This window comes from Haloplanus sp. GCM10025708 (genome assembly GCF_042663985.1).
In the GTDB taxonomy this organism is placed as follows: Archaea; Halobacteriota; Halobacteria; order Halobacteriales; family Haloferacaceae; genus Salinirarus; species Salinirarus marinus.
Genome location: NZ_JBHSZA010000011.1, coordinates 2,233,368 through 2,253,907, shown reverse-complemented (window position 1 = coordinate 2,253,907; position 20,540 = coordinate 2,233,368). Strand labels below are relative to the sequence as shown.

Annotated in this window: 13 protein-coding genes and 10 pseudogenes; 10 read left to right on the top strand and 13 right to left on the bottom strand. The window is 64.0% G+C overall.

Annotated elements, in window-relative coordinates; all coding sequences use genetic code 11:
* Positions 1-19: 19 nt before the first annotated feature.
* The 3 genes and pseudogenes from ACFQJD_RS15805 to ACFQJD_RS15795 all read right to left on the bottom strand — a co-directional run bounded on the left by ACFQJD_RS15805 (position 20) and on the right by ACFQJD_RS15795 (position 1,379).
* On the bottom strand, positions 20-313 hold the full coding sequence (locus ACFQJD_RS15805) for a DUF424 domain-containing protein (protein WP_379799526.1): 294 nt from the start codon (positions 311-313) through the stop codon (positions 20-22).
* A pseudogene (locus ACFQJD_RS15800) lies at positions 314-1,047 on the bottom strand (tetratricopeptide repeat protein).
* A 47-nt stretch (positions 1,048-1,094) separates the two neighbouring features.
* Positions 1,095-1,379, bottom strand: coding sequence for a hypothetical protein (locus tag ACFQJD_RS15795; RefSeq protein WP_379799524.1), 285 nt, complete (start codon positions 1,377-1,379; stop codon positions 1,095-1,097).
* A 102-nt stretch (positions 1,380-1,481) separates the two neighbouring features.
* On the opposite strand from ACFQJD_RS15795, the pseudogene ACFQJD_RS15790 reads away from it, so the two are divergent.
* Positions 1,482-2,063 (top strand): annotated as a pseudogene (locus ACFQJD_RS15790) (hypothetical protein); the annotation flags it as partial.
* A 90-nt stretch (positions 2,064-2,153) separates the two neighbouring features.
* Here ACFQJD_RS15790 and ACFQJD_RS15785 read toward each other — a convergent pair.
* Entirely contained in the window at positions 2,154-2,915 is a 762-nt protein-coding gene (locus tag ACFQJD_RS15785; RefSeq protein ID WP_379799522.1) for a DNA polymerase sliding clamp, read from the bottom strand.
* A 326-nt stretch (positions 2,916-3,241) separates the two neighbouring features.
* Here ACFQJD_RS15785 and ACFQJD_RS15780 point away from each other — a divergent pair, with 326 nt between their 5' ends.
* Entirely contained in the window at positions 3,242-3,859 is a 618-nt protein-coding gene (locus tag ACFQJD_RS15780) for a helix-turn-helix domain-containing protein (protein ID WP_379799520.1), read from the top strand.
* A gap of 117 nt (positions 3,860-3,976) precedes the next feature.
* On the opposite strand, the gene ACFQJD_RS15775 is transcribed toward ACFQJD_RS15780, so the two are convergent.
* Complete coding sequence (locus ACFQJD_RS15775; RefSeq protein WP_379800565.1) at positions 3,977-4,075, bottom strand: HalOD1 output domain-containing protein; 99 nt, start codon at positions 4,073-4,075, stop codon at positions 3,977-3,979.
* A gap of 945 nt (positions 4,076-5,020) precedes the next feature.
* On the opposite strand from ACFQJD_RS15775, the gene ACFQJD_RS15770 reads away from it, so the two are divergent.
* The 4 genes and pseudogenes from ACFQJD_RS15770 (at position 5,021) to ACFQJD_RS15755 (ending at position 10,374) form a co-directional block, all read left to right on the top strand.
* The gene (locus ACFQJD_RS15770) at positions 5,021-5,737 is read left to right on the top strand and encodes a bacterio-opsin activator domain-containing protein (protein WP_379799517.1); all 717 of its coding nucleotides are present in this window, start codon (positions 5,021-5,023) and stop codon (positions 5,735-5,737) included.
* Positions 5,738-5,847: 110 nt separating this feature from the next.
* The gene (locus ACFQJD_RS15765; RefSeq protein ID WP_379799515.1) at positions 5,848-7,005 is read left to right on the top strand and encodes a response regulator; all 1,158 of its coding nucleotides are present in this window, start codon (positions 5,848-5,850) and stop codon (positions 7,003-7,005) included.
* Between the two features lie 265 nt (positions 7,006-7,270).
* Positions 7,271-9,244 (top strand): annotated as a pseudogene (locus ACFQJD_RS15760) (PAS domain S-box protein); the annotation flags it as partial.
* 197 nt (positions 9,245-9,441) lie between these two features.
* The gene (locus tag ACFQJD_RS15755; protein WP_379800563.1) at positions 9,442-10,374 is read left to right on the top strand and encodes a sensor histidine kinase; all 933 of its coding nucleotides are present in this window, start codon (positions 9,442-9,444) and stop codon (positions 10,372-10,374) included.
* Between the two features lie 234 nt (positions 10,375-10,608).
* Here ACFQJD_RS15755 and ACFQJD_RS15750 read toward each other — a convergent pair whose 3' ends face one another.
* Together ACFQJD_RS15750 and ACFQJD_RS15745 are read right to left on the bottom strand one after the other, a co-directional pair.
* Positions 10,609-10,983, bottom strand: coding sequence for an alpha/beta fold hydrolase (locus ACFQJD_RS15750; protein WP_379800611.1), 375 nt, complete (start codon positions 10,981-10,983; stop codon positions 10,609-10,611).
* Between the two features lie 31 nt (positions 10,984-11,014).
* Positions 11,015-11,188: pseudogene (locus tag ACFQJD_RS15745) on the bottom strand (restriction endonuclease); the annotation flags it as partial.
* Between the two features lie 442 nt (positions 11,189-11,630).
* Here ACFQJD_RS15745 and ACFQJD_RS15740 point away from each other — a divergent pair.
* Positions 11,631-12,397, top strand: a pseudogene (locus tag ACFQJD_RS15740) (SAM-dependent methyltransferase).
* Between the two features lie 92 nt (positions 12,398-12,489).
* On the opposite strand, the pseudogene ACFQJD_RS15735 reads toward ACFQJD_RS15740, so the two are convergent.
* The 3 genes and pseudogenes from ACFQJD_RS15735 to tatC form a co-directional block, all read right to left on the bottom strand.
* Positions 12,490-13,164: pseudogene (locus ACFQJD_RS15735) on the bottom strand (queuosine precursor transporter); the annotation flags it as partial.
* Entirely contained in the window at positions 13,157-13,330 is a 174-nt protein-coding gene (locus ACFQJD_RS15730; protein WP_379799513.1) for a ribbon-helix-helix domain-containing protein, read from the bottom strand. The pseudogene ACFQJD_RS15735 and the gene ACFQJD_RS15730, both read right to left, overlap by 8 nt.
* 31 nt (positions 13,331-13,361) lie before the next feature.
* Positions 13,362-15,446, bottom strand: a complete 2,085-nt coding sequence (gene tatC / locus ACFQJD_RS15725) for a twin-arginine translocase subunit TatC (protein ID WP_379799511.1) — start codon at positions 15,444-15,446, stop codon at positions 13,362-13,364.
* 165 nt (positions 15,447-15,611) lie between these two features.
* On the opposite strand from tatC, the pseudogene ACFQJD_RS15720 reads away from it, so the two are divergent.
* A pseudogene (locus ACFQJD_RS15720) lies at positions 15,612-16,767 on the top strand (twin-arginine translocase subunit TatC).
* A 47-nt stretch (positions 16,768-16,814) separates the two neighbouring features.
* Positions 16,815-17,522 (top strand): histidine phosphatase family protein, encoded by a 708-nt coding sequence (locus tag ACFQJD_RS15715; protein WP_379799509.1) that lies wholly within the window; start codon positions 16,815-16,817, stop codon positions 17,520-17,522.
* Here the strand turns inward: ACFQJD_RS15715 and larE are convergent.
* The 3 pseudogenes from larE to ACFQJD_RS15700 all read right to left on the bottom strand — a co-directional run.
* Positions 17,435-18,295: pseudogene (gene larE, locus ACFQJD_RS15710) on the bottom strand (ATP-dependent sacrificial sulfur transferase LarE); the annotation flags it as partial. The gene ACFQJD_RS15715 and the pseudogene larE sit on opposite strands and share 88 nt — an antisense overlap.
* A 53-nt stretch (positions 18,296-18,348) precedes the next feature.
* Positions 18,349-18,940: pseudogene (locus tag ACFQJD_RS15705) on the bottom strand (protein sorting system archaetidylserine decarboxylase).
* Positions 18,940-19,955, bottom strand: a pseudogene (locus tag ACFQJD_RS15700) (AAA family ATPase). The pseudogenes ACFQJD_RS15705 and ACFQJD_RS15700 overlap by 1 nt, the downstream one beginning before the upstream one ends.
* Before the next feature lie 134 nt (positions 19,956-20,089).
* On the opposite strand from ACFQJD_RS15700, the gene ACFQJD_RS15695 reads away from it, so the two are divergent.
* Positions 20,090-20,497, top strand: coding sequence for a hypothetical protein (locus ACFQJD_RS15695; RefSeq protein ID WP_379799507.1), 408 nt, complete (start codon positions 20,090-20,092; stop codon positions 20,495-20,497).
* Positions 20,498-20,540: the final 43 nt, after the last annotated feature.

The window sequence follows — 20,540 nt, the reverse complement described above, 5'->3', positions numbered from 1 at the left end:
ACAACCGCTTTCGGTTACGTTACCGCAACCAGAGCAACTGCGCGTGGCGCGTCTCGCCGAGGTCGAGGACGCGGTTCTCGTCGACGATGCCCGCCTCGATGGCGACGTCGACGGCCCGGTCGCCGACGAGGTTGGCGACCGACGCCCGCATCAGGCTGTCGACGACTTCTTCCTCCCCGGCGGCGTCGCCGCCGTAGAACTCCTCGGTGACGGTCAGCGACACCTCGCCCCGTTCGTAGGTCTCGCCGAGGCAGTCCTCGTCGCAGACCGACACCAACAGCCCCTCCGGCGTCTCGCGCTCACACAGCAGCATTCAGTACTCCTCGACCATCTGCGCTTCGGCTTCCTCCCTGAGTTCGTCGGCCTGTTCCTGTACCCGTTCGGCCTCTTCGTCCTGCCCGAGTTCCTCCAGCGCCATCGCCTTCTCCTCCAGGACCGCCGCGTTCCGCATCCCGAGGCGGATGGCGTTGTCGAAGCAGTTCACGGCGTCCTCGTGGAGGCCGCGCTCCGTGAGGAAGAAGCCGCGATTGTACCACGCCTGCGCGAAGCGCGGATCTACCTCGACGGCGCGTTCGGAGTGGTCGAGGGCCTCCTCGGTGCGGCCGAAATTCCAGAGCGCGTACGCGAGGTTCGTGTGCGCCGTGGCGGCGTGTTCGGAATCCTCGTCGATGCGGAGGGCTTCCTGGTAGGCACCGATGGCCTCGTCGTACTCCTCGAGTTCGGCGTGTGCCGCCCCTTGTTCACCCACGCCTCCTGTGCCTCGAGGCTGTCCTCGTCGGCGAACTGCGCCGCGCGGGCGAACGTCTCCGTCGCTTCCTCGAAGCGGTTGATCCGCATGTACGACAGCCCCACGTCGACGAGGCTCTCGACGTCGACTTGGTCTTCGGCGACGTTGCGATCGTCGAGCAGATCCGCGAGGACGCGCGAGTCGACGGGATCGACCTTCGTCGGATCGACTTTCAACTCCGGCGGGTCGAGCGAGAACTCCTCGTACTCCTCGTCGAACCCCTGTCCCTCGGAGAACTGGTGGGGTCGCTCGTCTTCCATACGGTCGCTTTGGCGTCCGTTCCGGTTAAGGCCTACGTCCTCGTATTTCACTCGTTCCGCGCGTCACGAACTCCCTCGCTGGCTGCTTTCCGGACGAGCGCCGTCCCGCCACTCAGTGCGAGAAAGATTCCGACCGCCGTGAGAACGCCCCACGGGGCGATTCTACGGGTGAAAAGCCGATACGACACGTCACCGCGGTAGAACAGTTCGACGCTCGACGCCCACACCTCGACGCTCACGCTCGCGACCAGCACGCCGACCACGACGAGCAGATAGCGGGCGAGAAAGCCCGCATCGACCGTCTCCCGGACCGTTTCCAGCGTCGTGAGCATCGTCTCCCGGTGTATTCGGAAGCGGGAACGTATCTGTCTGTCGCTCCGCTGGCTGCTCACGAAACCGCCTAATCTAAGGAGACGGCTCCCAAGCCGGAGGTAGTGCCGCGATTCGACTACCCGTGTCCGGGCTGTCGCTCCACGAACAGCCTCCACGACGCCGACTGCGACTTCGAGGGGACGCCGTGGCCGGCCGTCGAGAAGGCCTACGTCGACGTCGTGGCGGTCCTCTCGGGCGGCGTCAGCGACGTCGACACCGTTCGCGAGGCGGTCCACGGCGAGTGGGACGCCCTCCGGCAGGCCGCGCTCTCACGCCTCCGCCGGGACGGCCGGGTGGACGAATCCAACGGTCGCCTCCGACTGCTCCCGGCCGAGGAGTACCGCGAGGTGGTGTCCGTGCCGACGAGCGAGCCCATGCGGACGCTCTACCGGAAGGGGAGCGTCCCCGGCTGTCACGACAACGCCGTCTTCGCCATGATCGCGTGGTACGAGATGGTCGGCCTCTCGTGGCCCGAGACGAAGGCGAACGTCGTCGAGTGGTTGCGCGAGAGCGGCGCGTGGGACCGGGGCGGCTTCGAGGAGCCGTCGCCCGAAGCGCTGGTCGAGCAGAAGCGCCACGTCTACGAGGCGGGGTACGGCTGGAAGGAGAAAGCCAACGCCGCCAAACGAGTCATCGACCGCCACCTGCAGGGCCAGCGGACGCCAGTTCCCGTCTCGCCGGCGCTCGGTCGCTCCCGTTCGTCGCGGGCGCGGTGCCGGTAGTAGTGTGTACGGTTAGAAACGCGGAGCGCGCCAGCCGCTCTGGATGCGCGGCGCGAGCATGAACGTCACGTTCCCCATGCCTTCCGCGAACTCGTAGTGGAGTTTGACGGGGAACTCCTCGCCGAGTTCGACCGTCACCTCGGCGTCGCCGGGGATGGCCTTGTTCATGTCTTTGAGGTAGTCCAGCGAGAACAGCGAGTCGGCCGGCCCCGCCTGCAGGTCGATGAGGTCCTCGCGACCGACTTCCAGGTCGACGTCGTCGGTGTCGCCCTCGGCTTCGATGTGGAACGTCTCGCTCGCCTCGTCGACGCGCAGTCGGATGTGGTCAGACACCATGTCAGCGGCCGTGATGCCGCGGTCGAGTTGGTTCCCCTCGACGACGATTTCGGCGGGCAGGTCGAGGTCGGGAATGTCCGGTTCCTGTCGGATGGAGTCTGGGTCGATGAGCGCGAGCGTGTAGGAGAGACCGTCGATGCGAATGTGGAGTTTCCGGGTCTCCTCGTCCAGTTCGAGGTGGACCAGATCGCCCGAGTTGGCCATGCCGGCGATGTCCTCGAGCCGAGCGAGGTTGACGCCGATGACGCCTCCGTCGGCTTCGTAGGATTCGAACGCCGCGACGTCGAGCGCGAGGTCGACCATCCCGACGTTCGCCGGATCGACCGCCCGGATGGCGAGACCGTCCTCGTTGAGCCGAATCTTACATTCGTCGACCAGCACGCTCACGGCGTCCAGCGCGTCCCGGAGCGTCGACGCGCTCACGATGGCCTTGAACATATGAGGCGTGGTACGTACGGGGTGTTAAAAATACCCCCGTTTCCAGTTGTTGTTCATCGTGCGCGTAGGCGCGTCGAGAACCAACCGAACGCGGCGGGATTCGACGCCCCGACGTGGTGGCTGACGCCTCGAGCACGCCCGTGGCCGATGTCGGCGTACGTCCCCGCTCCCCCGTTCTCGCATCGCTCCCGTCTCCCGGTCTCTCGGACGCCCTTGGTATACCAACCCCGCCTGCTTTGTGTTTCGGAGGGCAATCGTGTTACGCTCTAGAAATGAACGTGATCGCTGGGCTCCGAGTTCCGTCTCACGAATTCGAGCTCGGGCGGGTGTTACGGCTGGACGAGGGGACGACGGTTCGTCTCGAGTCGGGGGTGACCGGCGACGGCGTGCTGACGCTGCCGTTCTGGATTTCTGCGGACGTCACGGAGGGGTTCGTCGACCGGGTGCGGGCACACGACTCGGTGGCGGACCTGAACCGCCTCCACAGGGTCGACGGCTGTCTCCTCTACTCGTTGACGTGGGACATCGCCGCCGACGCCTTCGTCGAGGGCCTCGTCGCCAACGGCGTGGAGGTGTTGACCGCCGTCGGTCGCTCGGAGGCGTGGGAGTTCGACCTCAGGTTTCCGGGTCGGGACGCGCTGGCCGACTTCCGGACGTACTGCGACGACCGTGACGTCTCCGTGGTCGTCGAACGGATGTACAACCCGACGAAACCCGGCACGGGACCGTGGTTCGGGCTGACCGACCGGCAGCGACGGACGCTCCAGCTCGCCGTTCGCCGTGGATACTACGACATCCCTTGCCGATGTACGACCGTCGAACTGGCCGAGGCGCTCGGCATCTCCGATCAGGCGGTCACCGAACGGCTCCGCCGGGGCATCGTGGCGTTCGTCACGAACGCGCTCCTCGCACCCGAATCGGACGACGAAGCGCCCCTTGATTGACCATGCAGTAGGCTCTTGCTGGACCCGTTCGTCAACGAGACGGATGCCTTCGAAGGTAGTAACGGGGACCGGAATCCGGGGATGGGCGAAACGGGCGCGTCGACGCCGACGGCCGACTCACGGCCGGACGACGACGTCGCCCGTCTGGTCGACGGTGACGGCACACCCGTCCAGCGTGAACTGCACCGTGCCACCGTCCCGGGGTGTCCCGTCGATCTTCGACTCAAACAGCGCGTTCAGCGCGTCCGGGTCGACGACGTCGTTCAGGGGGAGACGTCCAGCGGATCGACGTCCCGTGCGGCGGCGACGGCACGGACGACGGCCGTACCGACGTCGCCGTCGCCGTCGCGCCCTACCCGATAGGTGTTCGTCTCCGACTCGTAGCGGACGTCCGCTTGCGATGCATGACTCATTGACAATCCAGGTTATCGTCTCATATCCGTCCGCACACTTATATTTGGCGGCAATAACGTTAGGTATTCGGCGATACAGCCGCTCTGGTGGGCGATTCGCCGCGTCCGACGCGTCGGTCGTCGCCGTGGCTGGCGCGAACGAAGACCGTTTGGGGTTCGCCCACTATCGCCCGTATCCAGATGACGCGCAAGGACCACTACTACAACTACTCGGCCCGTTCTGTTTTGCCTACTAACTTGGCCTCGGAAAACCAGTTCCGGTAGCTATCGAACGTATGCGTTGAGGCGACGATGGCCAACGCTCCGCAAAAACCGGGATTCTCGATAGATACAGATGACCCGCGAGTCGCTAAGTAGAGGACGTTCCCGAGTACGAGGTGATGGCTCAAGAGAAAGACTGAGCGGTGAGCCCAGTGAGGAAGGAAGCTGGCCTCCTATTGAGGCACGATTTCAATCACCTCGCCGTTGCTCACCCGCGTACAACGCTCCGGCGCACGTCAACTGAAATATTCCGTTGCTTCGTAATCTGGAGAAAATTCGGTGAGATCGTCCTACAACGCCCGCTCGTCAGCCGGCTCGGCAAGTTGAATTTGTTTATGCTTGTATCCGAGCCCAATCCAGATGCCCAGAAGCGCACAGATTGCTACCCAACGACCGGAATGAGAACTCCGTTTCTATATCGCGTGGTATGTAGACGCACCACAAGGATAAACACCTGCGTCCGAGAATCTTTGACTACGTCTCGTCTATGAACCAAGGAGGACAGGACGCGTTCGTCGAACTCGAACTCTCGCTCGACGACACCGCGTATCCAGCCGTCCGTATCTCTCGAGAACTTGACTGTGAACTCGATCTTCTGAACGCCGCCCGTACCGACGAAGATCGAACGGCTGCGTTCTTCCACGTCAGACAGACGACGGCCGAGCCAGCAATCACAGAAGGACAAGCATCGCGCTACGGGGACGAAGCAACCGTCATCGAGCAGTACGACGACGAATATATCCTCAAACTCATCCTCCGACGGAGCATCTTCGAAACACTCGCCCGCAATCAGATCCCACTCCAGTCACTCGCCGTTACAGATGGAACTGCACGATTTGCCGTCACCGTCCCACCCGACCGCTCACCAGAACAAATCGTCACCATACTGGAAACCAGATATCCTGCGATTACGCTTGAGAGCAAGCGAACTCGGAAAATCGCTGCACCATTTATCACGCAGACGGCGTTCCAAGCCGTCGTTGACGAACAACTTACCAGTCGACAACTGGACGCGTTGCACCTCGCGTACGAGTTTGGGTACTTCGAGCGTCCACAACAGGCCACCCAGTCCGAACTCGCCGAGAAAATGGACATCTCCTCGTCCACGTTCGGACAACACCTCCACGCCGCGCTCCGGAAACTGCTTGCTGCACTCTTCACCGAGGGTTTCACCCACGACCTCCCGGCCGAACCAAACGAGTAGTCTGTTGTGAGTTGACCTGCCGCGTTAGGCTGTTACACACCGTTATCTCGGGGTATTACGGCTTTCCCTTATCGTTCGCATAGTTGTCGTTAATGAACCAGCCGTCTGGAATGGGTAGTACAACTCCCGACATCGAGTTTGCGACCTCTCTTGACGCCACGCCGATTCGAGTGCTTCACGTTGACGACGAGCCGGACTTAGCGGAACTGGTATCCACGTTTTTAGAACGCGAGAACCCGGACTTCGAAGTGTTGACCGAAACCGATGCCACGGCAGCTCTCACCCGCCTTTCAGATGACAAGGAGTCGATTGACTGCGTCATCAGCGACTACGAGATGCCCGGAATGGACGGCATCGAGTTCCTTGAAACCGTCCGTGAGGACTATCCCGAACTTCCGTTTCTCCTCTACACCGGCAAGGGAAGCGAGGAAGTCGCCAGCGACGCGATCTCCGCCGGCGTTACCGATTACATGCAAAAGGAGAGTGGCACCGACCAATACACGGTGTTAGCGAACCGCATCGTCAATGCCGTCGACCAGTATCGCGTTCAGCAAGAGGCAGTGCTGATCCGTCGCCGACTCGAAGAACTCGCCGAGAGTTCGACGGACTGCCTCTGGATGTTCGACCGTGAGTGGGAGGAGTTGCTGTTCATCTCCGGCTACGAGGCGGTCTGGAAACGACCGACGCAGGCAATTAAAGACGACCCACGAGATTTCCTGACCAGCGTTCACCCTGAAGATCGCGACTTCGTCAAAACGGAGATGAAGCGGATCTCGAACGGTGAATCCCGTGATATCGAATACCGTATCCTGCGGGGCGACGGCGAAACGGGCTGGGTCTGGGTGAAAGGGGAACCAGTCTTCGACGATGGAGAGGTAGTTCGAGTCGTCGGCTTCACCCGGGACATCACGGCTCGCAAGCGACGCGAGAGAGAACTTGAACGACACGACCGTATCATCCAGAACCTGCCGGTCGGTGTGTACCGCACGACACCCGACGGCGAAATAGTAGATGCAAACGAACGATTTGTCTCCATGTTCGGTGCAGAGTCGTTCGAACAACTCCGTAACGTCCGGTCGAGAAACCTCTATAGTGAGCCAACAGACCGAGAGACCCTCATTGAGCGTATCGAACGCGAAGGTGCGCTCGACGAATACCCGGTGGATTTTGAAACACTCGATGGGGAACCATTCCGAGGCGAACTCTCCTTACGGCTCGTGAACGAGGACGGCGAGGAGTATCTCGATGGGATAATTCAGGCTATCTGAGAACCGGATTTACGGCTGGACTCCTGTGTCCCACAGACACTCGAAAACGCAACCTTCACAGCTGAGTCGCTATTGGAGGGGTTTGGGGGTATTTGACAAGGGTTATCTGTCCTCTCTATTTGAGAGACCCACTTGCTGATCTCAAACGGATGGTCACCAAACTGAACCTCGCTGTACTGACTCAGCGTGATTTTCGTTATTGTCGGATGTGAGGCGGACACGACTCCCACCGCCCAGTTCGTCGTATCCTTTGGCACCATAAGCGATGCTGCCCGATACGTCCCAACCGTTATTGGCTGTCTCAATCACGCTGTACATAATGAGCGGGCCTCCAGATACCATTCGGATTCTCCACGTTGACGACGAACCTGACTTCGCTGATCTGACCGCTACCTTCCTTGAACGGGAAGCCGATCGGTTCACTGTCGAAACAGCCACCAGTGCCAGTGCCGGAATCGGGGAAATCGAACAGAGCCAATTCGACTGTGTGGTCTCGGATTATGATATGCCCGGCCAGAACGGGATTGCATTCCTCAAATCCGTCCGGGAACAATATCCTGACCTGCCGTTCATCCTCTTCACTGGGAAAGGTTCAGAGGAGGTTGCCAGCGATGCCATCTCCGCCGGCGTGACTGACTACCTCCAGAAGGAAGGCGGTACCGACCAGTATGCGGTACTCGCGAACCGTATCACGAACGCTGTCGAACACCAGCGGGCACAGCAACGCGTCGAACGAAGCGAGCAACGGTTGCGCGAGATCATCGATACCCTTCCCCACCCTCTCTACGTGGTTGACGAGGAAGGGAACTACCTGCTGGCGAATGAAGCACTCGCGACCTTCCATGACACGACCGTTGAGGATATTGAAGGATCGAATATCGCTGAGGTTCTTGACACGTCCGCTGCTGAGCAATTCCGCCGACATCTGGACGAAGTACTCGAAGCTGAGACGACAACGCGTGTTTCCGAGGTCGAAATTGCCGCTCCAGACGGTGAGACGCATATCTTCGAACCGCGATTACAACCGTATGAATTCGGCGACGTCGACAATCACGCCGTCCTCGGTATCGCAGCAGATATCACCGAGCGCAAGACACACGAACGGATACTTGAGCGCACGCGCGAGCGGATGCAACTCGCGCTCGAACATACGAACTCGGTGATTTTCGAAATCGACTGCGACACGGATGAAGTCGTTCGACACGGGGCCTATAACGAGTTTTTCGATCTGTCGGCAGACGAGGTACCGACGTGGGAAGACCATCTCACGCAGGCGGTACACCCAAACGACCGCGACCGATTCCAGCAATTCTACCAACAACTGGTTGACGGCAAGAGAGATGGTGGCCAATTAGAGTACCGGACTACACCCGAGATGGGTGATGTTCGCTGGGTTCGGGATACCGTCTCTGTCCAGAATGAATCCAGTGGTGGGTCACGTCACGCGATCGGTATCGCCCGTGAGATCACCGAGTACAAAGAGCGCGAGCAAGAACTCCAGCGGAAAGAACGCCGCTATCAAGCGATCTTCGACGACCCGAATATCCTCGTCGGGCTGATCGACACGGACGGGACGGTTCTCGAAATCAACGAGACGGCGATGAACTACGTCGACGCCACACGGGAGGAAGTGACGGACAAACCGTTGTGGGAGACGCCGTGGTTCACTCACTCGGAGAGTCTTCAAGAAGACGTGAGGGGGTGGATCGAACGGGCGGCAGACGGCGAATACGTTGAGTTTGAAACCGATCTTGTCCAACCCGGCGGTGAGCAATATACGGTCGAGGGGGTCTTCAGACCCGTTCGAGATGAGGGGGACGATGTCGTCTCGCTCATCATCTCAGACCGCGAGATTACAGAGCAAAAGGAGTACGAGCGGGAACTCGAACAAACGAACGCGCTCCTGTCGACGTTGTTCGATACACTTCCGGTTGGCGTGCTCGCCGAAGACGAGGAGCGCAACGTCGTCGCCGTCAACGAGCAGATGTTCGAGCTGTTCGATCTGCCGAGTGCCCCCGACGAGATTCGCGGCACGGACTGTGCCCAACTTGCGGAAGATGTCAGTGATATGTTTGCCGACTCCGAGGCGTTCGTTGACCGGATTGACGACCTGATCGCTGGGCAGGAACCGGTGTATAACGAAGAACTGGAACTTGCTGACGGGAAGACGTATGCGCGGAGCTACCACCCGATCGAACTTTCGGAGGATGACGGGCATCTGTGGGTCTATCGTGATATCACTGCGAGAAAGACGCGTGAGACACGCCTTGCAACCCTCAACGAAACAACCCCGGAGTTGATGGCTGCGGAGACGCGGACAGACGTCGCCGAGATTGGGGTTGAGGCCGCTGCCGACGTGCTGGGGTTGGAGGCGAGTGCGATTCATCTGTACGATGGGCAGGACGGACTCGTTCCGGTCGCGCAAACCGACGCTGGATACGATCTCATCGGAGAGCCACCGACGTTCACGGGCGAGGGAGCATCGCGTGGCGCGTCTACGAACAGTGCGAAGCCCTCGCCATCGAGGATGTCCACGACAATCCGGATATCTACAATCCGGACTCTCCAATTCGGAGTGAACTCATCCTCCCACTCGGTGAGGCGGGGATTTTGATTACCAGCTCACTGACGGCGGCAACCTTCGACGACGAGGATCGCGTCCTTGGGGAGATTTTGGCCAGCAACATTACAGCGGCACTCGAACAGGTCGAGCGGACTGCAGAGATACGCGCTCGCGAGGCGGAACTGGCACGTCAGAACGAACGACTCGAGGAGTTCGCCAGCGTCGTCTCCCACGATCTGCGGAATCCACTGCAGGTGGCCGAGGGACGACTGGAACTCCTGAAAGAAGACTGTGAAACCGAACAGGTAGCTCCCATCGAGCGGGCGCTCGACCGGATGGATGCACTGATTGAAGACATTCTGACGTTAGCTCGCGAGGGCGACAGAGTGAGCGAGCTGGAAGATGTTGATCTCCGGGATGTCTGCGAGGCGTGCTGGCAACACGTCGAAACGGCCGAGGCAACACTCGAGATCGCGACCGACAAGACGATCCGAGCCGACCGAAGCCGTCTCCAGCAACTGATAGAGAACCTCGTTCGTAATGCTGTCGAACACGGGGGTGATGATGTCACAGTGACGGTGGGAGACCTCGACAACGGGTTCTACGTTGCAGATGACGGCCCGGGGATTTCAGCGGACGAGCGCGAGTCGGTGTTCGATGCAGGATACTCGACTGCAGATGACGGGACGGGCTTCGGCCTGAGCATCGTCAAGCAGGTCGCTGACGCCCACGGGTGGAACATCTCGATCACAGAAAGCGAGGTCGGTGGGACACGTTTCGAGATCACTGGAACCGAACACGCCTGATTGCGGACTATTATTACGCCGAGCCAGCTACGTCGTTCTCGTTGAGAAATTCCGGGTGAGCGGCGGGGAACAACGTGTTCGTGAGAGATGATCAACTATCCGCTGTTGTACTCACCAAGTCGGTCTCGAACCGCCGATTCGAGATCGCGATCATCTTCGACGGCCGTGATGAGTGCCCGGAGGAGACGATTGTACACACTGGGCGTTCTATCATCGCGACGTGACCGGTTCGTTCTACTGGCAGAACACGCTGTCGGGGAGTCGACGTACAGTCTCGCGTGCCATATCGACCGGAACAATCCCGTCGGCAGGGCCGTGGATGACCAGCGTGGGGACGTCGACTCGCTCGATATCGGGGCGTCCGTCGTAGCCCCAGAAAGCCTCGGTCACGGTCGTCCACGCCGAGCGGCGGCGCGGCAAGGGGTTCGATTGCAGGAAGTCCTCGACGACGGCTTCGTCTGTTCTCTCGTGAAAGCCGACGCTGTAGGCCAGCTGACGGATGAACGCGTCGTTCGCAGGCAGGTGATACAGTCGCAGCGCAAGGAACAGCCGTAACAGCGGTTTCTCCCACGCCGGCGTGAGATCGTGATCTTCCCCTGCGTGGAGCACGAGACCAGCCGTCGGATGGCGTCTGTTCTCCTCGATCAGTCTCGTCGATGCGGTGGATGACGCCGACCGATGTTTCGAACACAGCATCGACGTCCGCCGTGATCAGGACGACCGGCTGGAACTCGGCCCGTGTCCGGGGCGTTGGTATCTCACCCGCGTCGATGTTGTCGATGTCGCGGAAGGCCTCGCGCACGGGAGCATCGACAAGGAGATACTGTGTGATGCCGCCAATATGTACAAAATGAACCGGATACGGCGAGTGGTGACCACGGACAACAACCACATGTACTCCAACCGAGAGCGAATAAATACGATACTCGGATTGGCCATCGTCTTCATCAAGACCGAGTTTATCGAGACAACGCCTCTATCGTCGTCTGACACAGAGTGAGTCTACTTCAGATCAATTCATTTGCCCGGAGGAAAGCGAAGGACGCACCCAATCGTTGGCGGTTTCATCGCCATCAGTTTCGATATAGACCCGGTTGTTCCCTGTTTCTGCGCCAATGATGTCTTCAATAATATCTGTGCGTCGCTCGCGTTCAGTCCGATGTACCTTTCCGGGTTGACGGCGTCCAATAGTGTATGAACGCGAATTCACCAGCAGTTCCCGCGCGGAACATATCATGGAGTTTGGTGAGGTACGTATGACAGACCGGGATAAGTACTACAACAAGGCCAAACAGGAGGAGTACCGCTCCCGTTCGGCCTACAAGCTCAAGCAACTCGACGAGACGGCGGGGCTGTTCTCGTCCGGCGACACCGTCGTCGACCTCGGGGCCGCTCCCGGCGGGTGGCTGCAGGTCGCGGCCGAAGCGGTCGGCGAGGGCGGCACCGTCGTCGGCGTCGACCTCCAGCGGATTCGCTCGCTCGACTCCCCCGCCGTCGAGACGATCCGCGGGGACATGACCGACGAGGAGACGAACTCGCGGCTCCGAACGGCGATCGGCGGCGACGCGGACGTCGTCGTCTCCGACATGGCGCCGAACATGACCGGCGAGTACTCGCTCGACCACGCCCGCTCGGTCCACCTCGCCCGACAGGCGTTCGGCGTCGCGACGGACCTGCTGGACGCCGGCGGCGACTTCGTCGCGAAAGTGTTCGACGGCCCCGACCTCGACGCCCTGCGCGACGACGTCGACGAGGAGTTCCAGTACGTCCGCGAGGTCCGGCCCGACGCCTCCCGGCAGGAGTCCTCGGAGCTCTATCTCGTCGCCAAGGGACGGACGACCGCGCCGGTCGCCGTCGGCGACGAGGTGGAGGTGGACGTCGTCGACGTCGGGAGCGAGGGCGACGGCGTCGCCAAAGTCGAGGAGTTCACCCTCTTCGTCCCCGGAACCGAGGAGGGGAGACGGTCCGCGTGCGCGTCACCGACGTCAAACCCCGGTTCGGCTTCGCCGAAATCGTCGACTGACGGCGAGTTCGACTCTGATCCGGACCGGGCGGCTCACCGCCCGGCCAGCGGCGTTCAATCCGCGGGCACCACGGCGGGTGCGTGCCCCGGGAGCGGAGGATCCCGACGACGGCGTAGACGAAGGGCGTGTCGGCGAGCGCGATGAGGAGTTTCAGGAGATACTGACCGACGACGAGGGAGACGACGACGCTCGCCGGCGTCGGCGATCCGATGCCGAGATACTGCGGGGCGACGACGAACGCGACGGAGACGAAGATGACGGTGTCGATGGCCTGACTCGTCGCCGTCGATCCGACGTTCCGGAGCCAGAGATAGGAGCCGTCGGTCAGTTCGCGGAGGCGGTGAAAGACGACTACGTCCCAGTTCTGACTGACGACGTAGGCGAACAGGCTCCCGAGGATGATGTTCGTCCCGGGCGCGAGCGCCGTCCGGAACGTCGCGGCGAACTCGGGGTTCACCGCCGGTGCGAGGATGGTCGTCCAGAGGAGCGCCAGCACGACGAAGTTCATCGTGAAGGCGACGTTGACGACGATCTGTGCCGCCCGCCGCCCGTAAAGCTCCGCGTAGCAGTCCGAGGCGAAGAAGGTGAGCGCGTACGCCAGCGCCGCTCCGGGGAGGACGATGCTGTTCCCGACCGTCGGAAGCGCCGCCGGCAGGGAGACGGTAATCAGTTTCGCGGCGGTCAACTGCGCGGTGACCAGCCCCGTCACGAACAGGCCGATAAGCGCCACCTGTCCCACCGGGGCCGGCGTGTAGCGCTCACTCATCGTCGAGCCGTCCGTGTCTGTCGTCGATCTCGTCCAGCAGATCCAGCGTCTTGCGGATCGACGTCCGGATGGCGTCGCTCCGGGTCACGAACTTCCCGTCGTCGCCGACGTGTTCGTCGAGGTCCGCGAGCAGTTCGTCGGGGATTTCGACGCTTATCTTGGCCATATCTCCGTATTCGTGGGGGAATACTTGTGTATTAGGCTTTCGCGCTCCGCCAGGCGGTGAGGTCGCGCCGGCCGCCGAGCGTGAGGACGAACAACACCCCGAGACCGACGCCGTAGGCGGCCATCAGGGGGATGGTGACGAGGAACATCGTGAACACGTCGGCCGGCGTGAAGATCGCGGCGAACGCGAGGATGCCGACGGTCACCTCGCGCCAGCGCCCCCGCATGGTCCGGTAGGAGACGCTGGCCGTGTTGAGCAGCACCATCAGCACCACGACGTCGGTCAGGAGGCCGATGCCGGCGGTCGTGAAGAAGATGAGCCAGAAGAAGTTGGAGATGCGGTAGGCGATTATCATGTCGGCCTGCACGGCGTCGGCGACGAGATAGGAGATGACGTGTGGCGCGACGTAGGCGTAGCCGACGGCGAAGCCCCCGAGCAGGCCGGCGACGAGCGCGCCCGTCCAGCCGAAGATGATGCGGCGACGGCCCCGGACGAAGCCGCGTTCGCGCAGCGCCGGCCACGCGTAGTAGGCCACCATCGGGAGGGTGACGAGGACGGCCACGAGCGTCGAGAACTTCACCTCGAAGATGAGCGCCTCCATCGGGTGGAGGGCGACGACGGTGATGCTCTCGGGGGTGACCTGGCTCGGCAACTGCGAGAGGAACTGCTCGAAGACGCGGCCGATACCGCCGGTGTAGAGCCAGCCGAACGTCCCCGCGAGGACGAGGCCGAAGACGGCGACGATGCGGAACGCGCGCGAGGTGAGCGAGTCCAGGACGAACGTGACGTCGGTGTAGTAGCCGCCGAGGTCGTCTTCGTCGGCCTCGCCGTCCGTCATCCCCTCGAGGAACGTCCCGGTCGCGCGCGAGGTACGGTCGGCGACGTCTTCGGTCGCGGACTGCTCGGCCGCCGCCTCGACGTCGTCGAACCGGTCGAGGATCGCCTGGGCCTTCTCGGGCTGGTCGTCGTCCATGGCCGCGCGGGCCTCCGCCAGCGCTTCCTCCTCGCTCATCGCGGCGAACGCCTCGGGCGGTGCGGCCCGCACGCCGGCCTCGTCGAGCGTCGAGAAGTCGATGGCCGTCGGTTCGCCGACCTCGCTGGAGCCGGCGATGGCGTCGAGTTCGACGTAGACGAAGTAGAGCAGCGCGAGTACGGCGACGAGGACGGCGGCGACGCCGCCGTAGATGGCCGCCGCCGTCTCGTGTGCGACGCCGAGGGTCGACCCGGCGGCGAGGACGCGGTAGTCGCTGCCGATGGCCGCCAGCAGGTCGTTGGCCGCGGCGACCCCGCCGCGGGCGTAGAAGGCGTAGACGGCGAGGAAGCCGACGGCGGCGACGCCGAGGACGAGGTTCCAGCGCTTTCTCGCCGTGGCCGTCACGTCGATGCGCTCGCTCCCGCGCCGGGTCGTGACGACGATCTTCGTCAGATAGAGGCTGAAGCCGTAGAGCGTCAGCATCGGGATCGCCCACATGATCTGCGTGAACGGATCCGGCGGCGTGAACATCGCCCCGAAGGCGAACACGCCGACCACGGCGTGTCGCCACTTGTCGCGGAACGTCTCGTAGGGGACGATTTCGGCGTACGCGAGGCCGCTCATTGCGAGGGGCAACTGCGCTGCGAGGCCGAAGGAGAGCGTCAACAGGAAGATGAACTGCGCCCAGAGGACGATGGAGTAGGTCGGCGTAAAGCCGGCCGAGAGGGCGTTGTTGGCGAGGAAGGCGAACATGAACGGGAAGAAGACGCCGTAGCCGTAGGCGACGCCGGTGACGAACAGGACGGTCGCGAGGAGGCCGATGACGGCGAGTTTCCACCGCGCGACCGGCGAGGAGGGCCAGAGGCCGCGTTCCCGGAGCGCATCCCGGGAGAAGTAGAGAAAGACCGGCAGACCGAGGATGATGCCGACGATCATCCCGATTTTCGCCTGCAGGAGGATGACGTCGAACGGCGTCTGGGCGATGATCTCGTAGCTGTTCCGGGCGACCTCGTCCATCTTCGCCTCGGTGACCCCTTTGAGGAAATCCCAGACGTAGAGCCGGAGCGCGTAGAACGTTCCGATGAAGCCGATGAGGAAGACGACGAAGACCTTCTGGAGGTCCTTCTGCGCGGCCCGGAGCATCGCGCCGGCCGTCTCCCGGCCCGCGTCGAGCGTCTGACGGGCGTCCTCATCGAGGGCGCTGACATATCCCAGTGAAGCCGCGTGGCAATCATCAATCTTTTCTTCGGCCCGTGGGCGCGAACGAATGGAAAAAGGCCTATAATTGCCGGGGGAAAGGACGGGTGAATGGCTGAGGACTCGGATCCGAGCACGCCGTCCGGGCGTGACGATTCTCCCGCCGACCCGGACGACGAGAGGCCGAGTGACGAGTCCACGGCGTCGACTGCCGACGCCGAACGCGACGGCGACTCGTCCGACGGGGGGACGTCCGCTTCCGACGGGGACGCGGAGTCGCCGACCGACGCCTCCGCTCCCGACGAGGGGGAAGCAGACGACGCCGACGCGCCCGCCGCGGAACGAGACGAGGAGTCGTTGCTCGCCGCGGACGACGCGGCCGACGCCGAGTCGTTCGGTGCCGAGACCGACGCCGACGAACCGGCCCCCGATCCGGCCGAGGACGGCGGGACGGCCGTCGACATCCCGACGTTCGGCGACGGCTTCGAGGAGTCGCCCGACGTCGAACCCGTCGGCTGGGACGACGGCGTCGACAGCGAGGGGCCGCCGGAGGACCAGGAGATGCCCCTCGCCGCACACATCGAGGAGATGATTCGCCGCCTCGGCGTCGTCTTCCTCTTCGGTGGCGTCGCCCTCCTGATCGCCTACCCGACGGCCGGCGACATCATCAACTTCCTCTGGAACACCCATATCCCGGGCGCTGAGGCCGTCACCGGCCGCCGCCCCCGAATCTACGGCCCGCTCGAGTTCATCCTCACGAAGATCAAGGTGGCCGCCCTCGCCGGCTTCATCGTCGGCCTGCCCGTTTTCGTCTACGAGACGTATCTGTTCATGCGCCCCGGGCTGTATCCGCGCGAGCGCCGCTACTACCTCGCCGCCGTCCCCACTGCCTCGTTCTCGCGCTCGTCGGCGTCGCCTTCGCCCACTTCGTCGTCCTCCCCGCCATCTTCGCGTACTTCACCTCCTACACCGTCGGAACGGCCGTCGTCGCGTTCGGTCTCAAGGAGACGTTCAGCCTCATCCTCGTCCTGATGGGCTATATGGCGCTCGTCTTCCAGATCCCGCTTTTCATCATGCTCGCCATCATGATGAACCTCGTCTCCCGTCAGTGGATGGAGGAGAAGCGCCTGCTGTTCTGGGGGCGTTCCTCGGTCTGGCCTTCTTCATCAGCCCCGACCCGACGGGGATGGCCCCTATCATCGTCGGCGCGACGATGATCTCCCTCTTCGAGGGGACGCTTGCCCTCCTCCGCTGGACCGGGAACTGACCGGCGGGGCCGAAGGCTCATACTCGTCGCTCTCCAACCGCCGGTCGATGCCGACGGTTTTGCTCGCACGGCACGGGGAGACGACGTGGAACCGCGAGGGACGGCTCCAGGGGTGGGCTCCGACGCCGCTGACCGACCGCGGCCACGACCAGGCGAAGTCGCTCGCGGCGGCGGTCGACGACGCGTACGACCTCGATCGGGTGTACGCGTCGGACCTCCGGCGCGCCCGCGAGACCGCCGCGTACGTCGCGGAACGGGGACACGACGTCACCGCCGAGCGGTCGTGGCGCGAACGCGACATCGGGCGCTACCAGGGCCTCTACAAGGAGGAGTTCTACGAGACGCAGCCCGAATACTCGCTGGAACGGACGGGACGGGACGCCTTCGACGCCCGCCCGGAGAGCGGCGAGAGCCTCCGCGACGTCCGCGAACGGGTCCGCTCGGATTGGGCGGACCTCCGCGCCTCGCTCGGCGACGACGAGACGGCGCTGGTCGTCGCCCACGGCGGCCCGCTCCAGTTGCTCGTCGGCGACGTCGCCGGACGAGACCCCGTCTCGTCGGTGCTGGAGGGGACCCAGGAGAACTGCGCGCTGAACCGACTCGAAGTCGAGGACGGCGAGTCGAGGGTCGTCGCGGAGAACGAGACGGCGTTCCTCTGGTTGTCGCCGACGGGGTACTCCCGGGAGAACGCGTCGTCGACTGCGTCGCCCTCGCTGGTGGCCTCGTCCTCGGGGCTGACGCTCCCGGTCCGGTAGCCGTGCAAGTCGAGGGTGACGTGGTCGAAGCCGACGTCGGAGAGGTGTTCGCGCGCCGCCTGCGCGAAGTCGGTGTCGAGCGCCGCGGCCAGTTCGTCGGGCGAGATCTCGATGCGCGCAAGGCCGTCGTGGTCGCGCACGCGGAACTGCGAGAAGCCCCACTGGCGCAGGAGGCGCTCGGCCTTCTCGACGCGGGAGAGGCGTTCCTCGGTCACCTCCAGCCCCGTCGGGATGCGCGAGGAGAGACACGCCATCGACGGCTTGTCGGCGACCGAGAGGTCGTACCGGTCGGCGATCTCGCGCACCTCGTCTTTCGCGACGCCGTGGGCCAGCAGCGGCGAGAACACTTCGAGTTCCTCGACGGCGCGGAGGCCGGGCCGGTGGCCCTCGCCCGGGTCCGAGGCGTTGGTGCCGTCGCAGACGGTTCCGTAGCCGAGTTCCTGCGCCAGGTCGTACATCTTCCCGAGGCGCATGGTCCGGCAGTGGTAACACCGCTGGTCGTCGTTGGCGACGAAGTCGGGGTTGTCGAGCTCCGAGAACTCGACGAGTTCGTGTCTGACGCCGATCTCTTCGGCGACCCGTTTGGCGTCCGTTAGCTCTTCGGCCGGGAGCGTCTCGCTTCTGGCCGTGCAGGCGACGGCGTCGTCGCCGAGGGCCTCGTGGGCGAGGGCGGCGACGACGCTCGAATCCACGCCGCCGGAGAAGGCGATCACCACGCCGTCGCGGTCGGCGAGGTCGGCCCGGACGCCAGCGAGTTTCTCGTCGAGGGTCATTGGTGGGGGTATCCGCCCGAGCGGCAAAAGCCCGTTGCGTTCGCGGGGCGCGGTCACTCCCGCGACCGCGCCACCACAGACTCGCCGGCCCAGACGCGGTCGCCCTCCTCGACGCGCACGTCGTCCATCGAGTACGTCGCCGGCAACAGCACGTCGGCGCGACTCCCGAACGAGATGTGGCCGATCCGCTCGCTGCGGTCGACCGATTCGCCGGCCGCGACGGACGGGTGGATGCGCCGCGCGAACCACCCCGCGATGAGCGACACCTCCGTCCCGTCGAGGGCGACGTCGACGCGTTCGTTCCTGTCGGACTCCTTCGAGAACGCCGGGCGGTGTGCGCCGGGCCGGTGGGTCACCGAGTCGACGGTCCCCGCCACCGGAGCGCGGTTCACGTGGACGTCGGTGACGTTCATGAACACGCCGACGCGGACGCGCCCGTCCTCCTCGCGGACGACGGAGACGCGGCCGTCGGCGGGGAGACGACCCCCGCGCGGGCGGCGTCCGTTCGGGGTCGCGGAAGAAGGCGAGGACGGCGAGCGAGAGGAGGAGACAGACGAACCCCACCGGCGGCGCGACGACGAGGGCGGGGACGGCGACGAGAAGGGGAGCGAAGGCGTATCGCCGGGCACCGGGGGCGAGTCGGATCACGCGTCCGCGCGGGTGCCCCACTCGGTCAGCAGGTGGGTGAGGTGGAGTCGGTCGTCGGTGCCGGTGGCGACGTCGAGGTCGATTTCGCCCGCGAGGCGGTGAAGCCGCGCGAGTTCGTCGCCGTCGTAGCGCTTGCGGGCGACCCGGAGGAGGTCGCGGAGGAGTTCCTGGCCGTCGTAGCCCTCGTCGTCGAGCAGCGTGCCGACGGCCGTTCGCGCGTCGGTCACGTCGCCGGCGTCGGCCGCCGCGAGGACGGATTCGACGTCGTCGTCGTGGCCGATGTCCCGGAGCGCCCCGTGGGCCGCCTCCATCGTGAGTTCGTCGTGGTCGGTGGCGACGGTCTGGGCGCTCAACAGCGCCGTCCGGACGTCGCCGTCGGCGTAGCCCGCGACGAACTCCAGTCCGTCCTCGTCGTAGGCGACGCCCTCGGCGTCGAGGACGCTCCGCAGGACGGCTTTCGTCTCGTCGGTGGTCGGCGCGCGCATCGGGACGGGGAAACACCGCGAGCGGATGGCCGGGATGAGCTTCGACGGCTGGCGGGTGGTGAGGACGAACTGCGTCGTGCGGTGGTGTTTCTCCATCACGCGGCGCAGCGCCTGCTGGAAGTCCTCGCGGATGGCCTCGGCGTTGTCGAGGACGACGGTCTTGTACTCGCCGGAGACGGGCGCGTAGCTCGCCGACTCCTTGAGGACGTGGTTTATCATGTCGCGTTTGGCCATGCGACTCCGTCCGGTGAGAAACGACTCGAAGCGGGGGTCCTGGCGGATCTCTTTTTCGTCCGGCCGAAGAAGTCGGCGACGTTGACCTCGACGAGGTCGTTCTCGGGGTCCTCGTGCGTTTCGCGAGCGAGCGCGCGGACCGCCGCCGTCTTGCCGACGCCCGGCGGTCCCTGCACGACGAGGTTCATCGGTTCGTCGACCGCCCGTCGGAGGCGGTCACGGACCTCCGGCTGGGGCAGGTCGTCGATCGTCGGCGCGTGGGTCTCTATCCAGAGCGGTGCCTCGACGTCCATCGGCCGTTGCTACGGGGTCGCCGCGTATGAATCCACCCGTTCGCGGCGCTGTCGTGGCTCCGCCCTCGTGGCCGTCGGGCGCGTGACGCCGATTAGGCCCGTACTCCGTGTCGGGCGGCGGCGTGACTGTCCGTATGCTCGACGAGCGGTATCGTCGACTCCACGAGTTCATCATCGGGCAGGCGGGTGACGCGTATCGAGCGGCCCTTCATTACGACGAGGACGGGGTGGACACGCTGTTCATCCGCGAGGAGCGGGCGACGAGCGGGCTCGAAGAGGCGATTCCCGACGTCTACGACCGGGCTCAGGAAACCCGAGCGTTGCTTCGAGAGGAGAAACACCCGCCGCTCGGACCGTGGCTGGCGACGACCGAGATTCACGGGGCGGGCGTCCTCTTGCATTTCCCCGAGGCCCCCGACGAAGGAGTCATCGTCTCGCTCGACCGCGAGGCCGCTCGGCGATTGTCCGGGTTCGTCGACCACTGCGCGACGATTCTCCGGACCGCGCCACCGGAGGAGCACCGCCCCGTCTCCGTCGACTGAGCGGCCGCGGAGTCGCCACACCGACACGGGTTTATCGCTCCCG

Bases quoted from the DNA above. Each gene is read 5' to 3' on its own strand.
- ACFQJD_RS15805 (WP_379799526.1), bottom strand. From the start codon at position 313: ATGCTGCTGTGTGAGCGCGAGACGCCGGAGGGGCTGTTGGTGTCGGTC.
- ACFQJD_RS15795 (WP_379799524.1), bottom strand. From the start codon at position 1,379: ATGCTCACGACGCTGGAAACGGTCCGGGAGACGGTCGATGCGGGCTTT.
- ACFQJD_RS15785 (WP_379799522.1), bottom strand. From the start codon at position 2,915: ATGTTCAAGGCCATCGTGAGCGCGTCGACGCTCCGGGACGCGCTGGAC.
- ACFQJD_RS15770 (WP_379799517.1), top strand. From the start codon at position 5,021: ATGAACCAAGGAGGACAGGACGCGTTCGTCGAACTCGAACTCTCGCTC.
- ACFQJD_RS15765 (WP_379799515.1), top strand. From the start codon at position 5,848: ATGGGTAGTACAACTCCCGACATCGAGTTTGCGACCTCTCTTGACGCC.
- ACFQJD_RS15730 (WP_379799513.1), bottom strand. From the start codon at position 13,330: ATGGCCAAGATAAGCGTCGAAATCCCCGACGAACTGCTCGCGGACCTC.
- tatC (WP_379799511.1), bottom strand. From the start codon at position 15,446: ATGCTCCGGGCCGCGCAGAAGGACCTCCAGAAGGTCTTCGTCGTCTTC.
- ACFQJD_RS15715 (WP_379799509.1), top strand. From the start codon at position 16,815: ATGCCGACGGTTTTGCTCGCACGGCACGGGGAGACGACGTGGAACCGC.
- ACFQJD_RS15695 (WP_379799507.1), top strand. From the start codon at position 20,090: ATGCTCGACGAGCGGTATCGTCGACTCCACGAGTTCATCATCGGGCAG.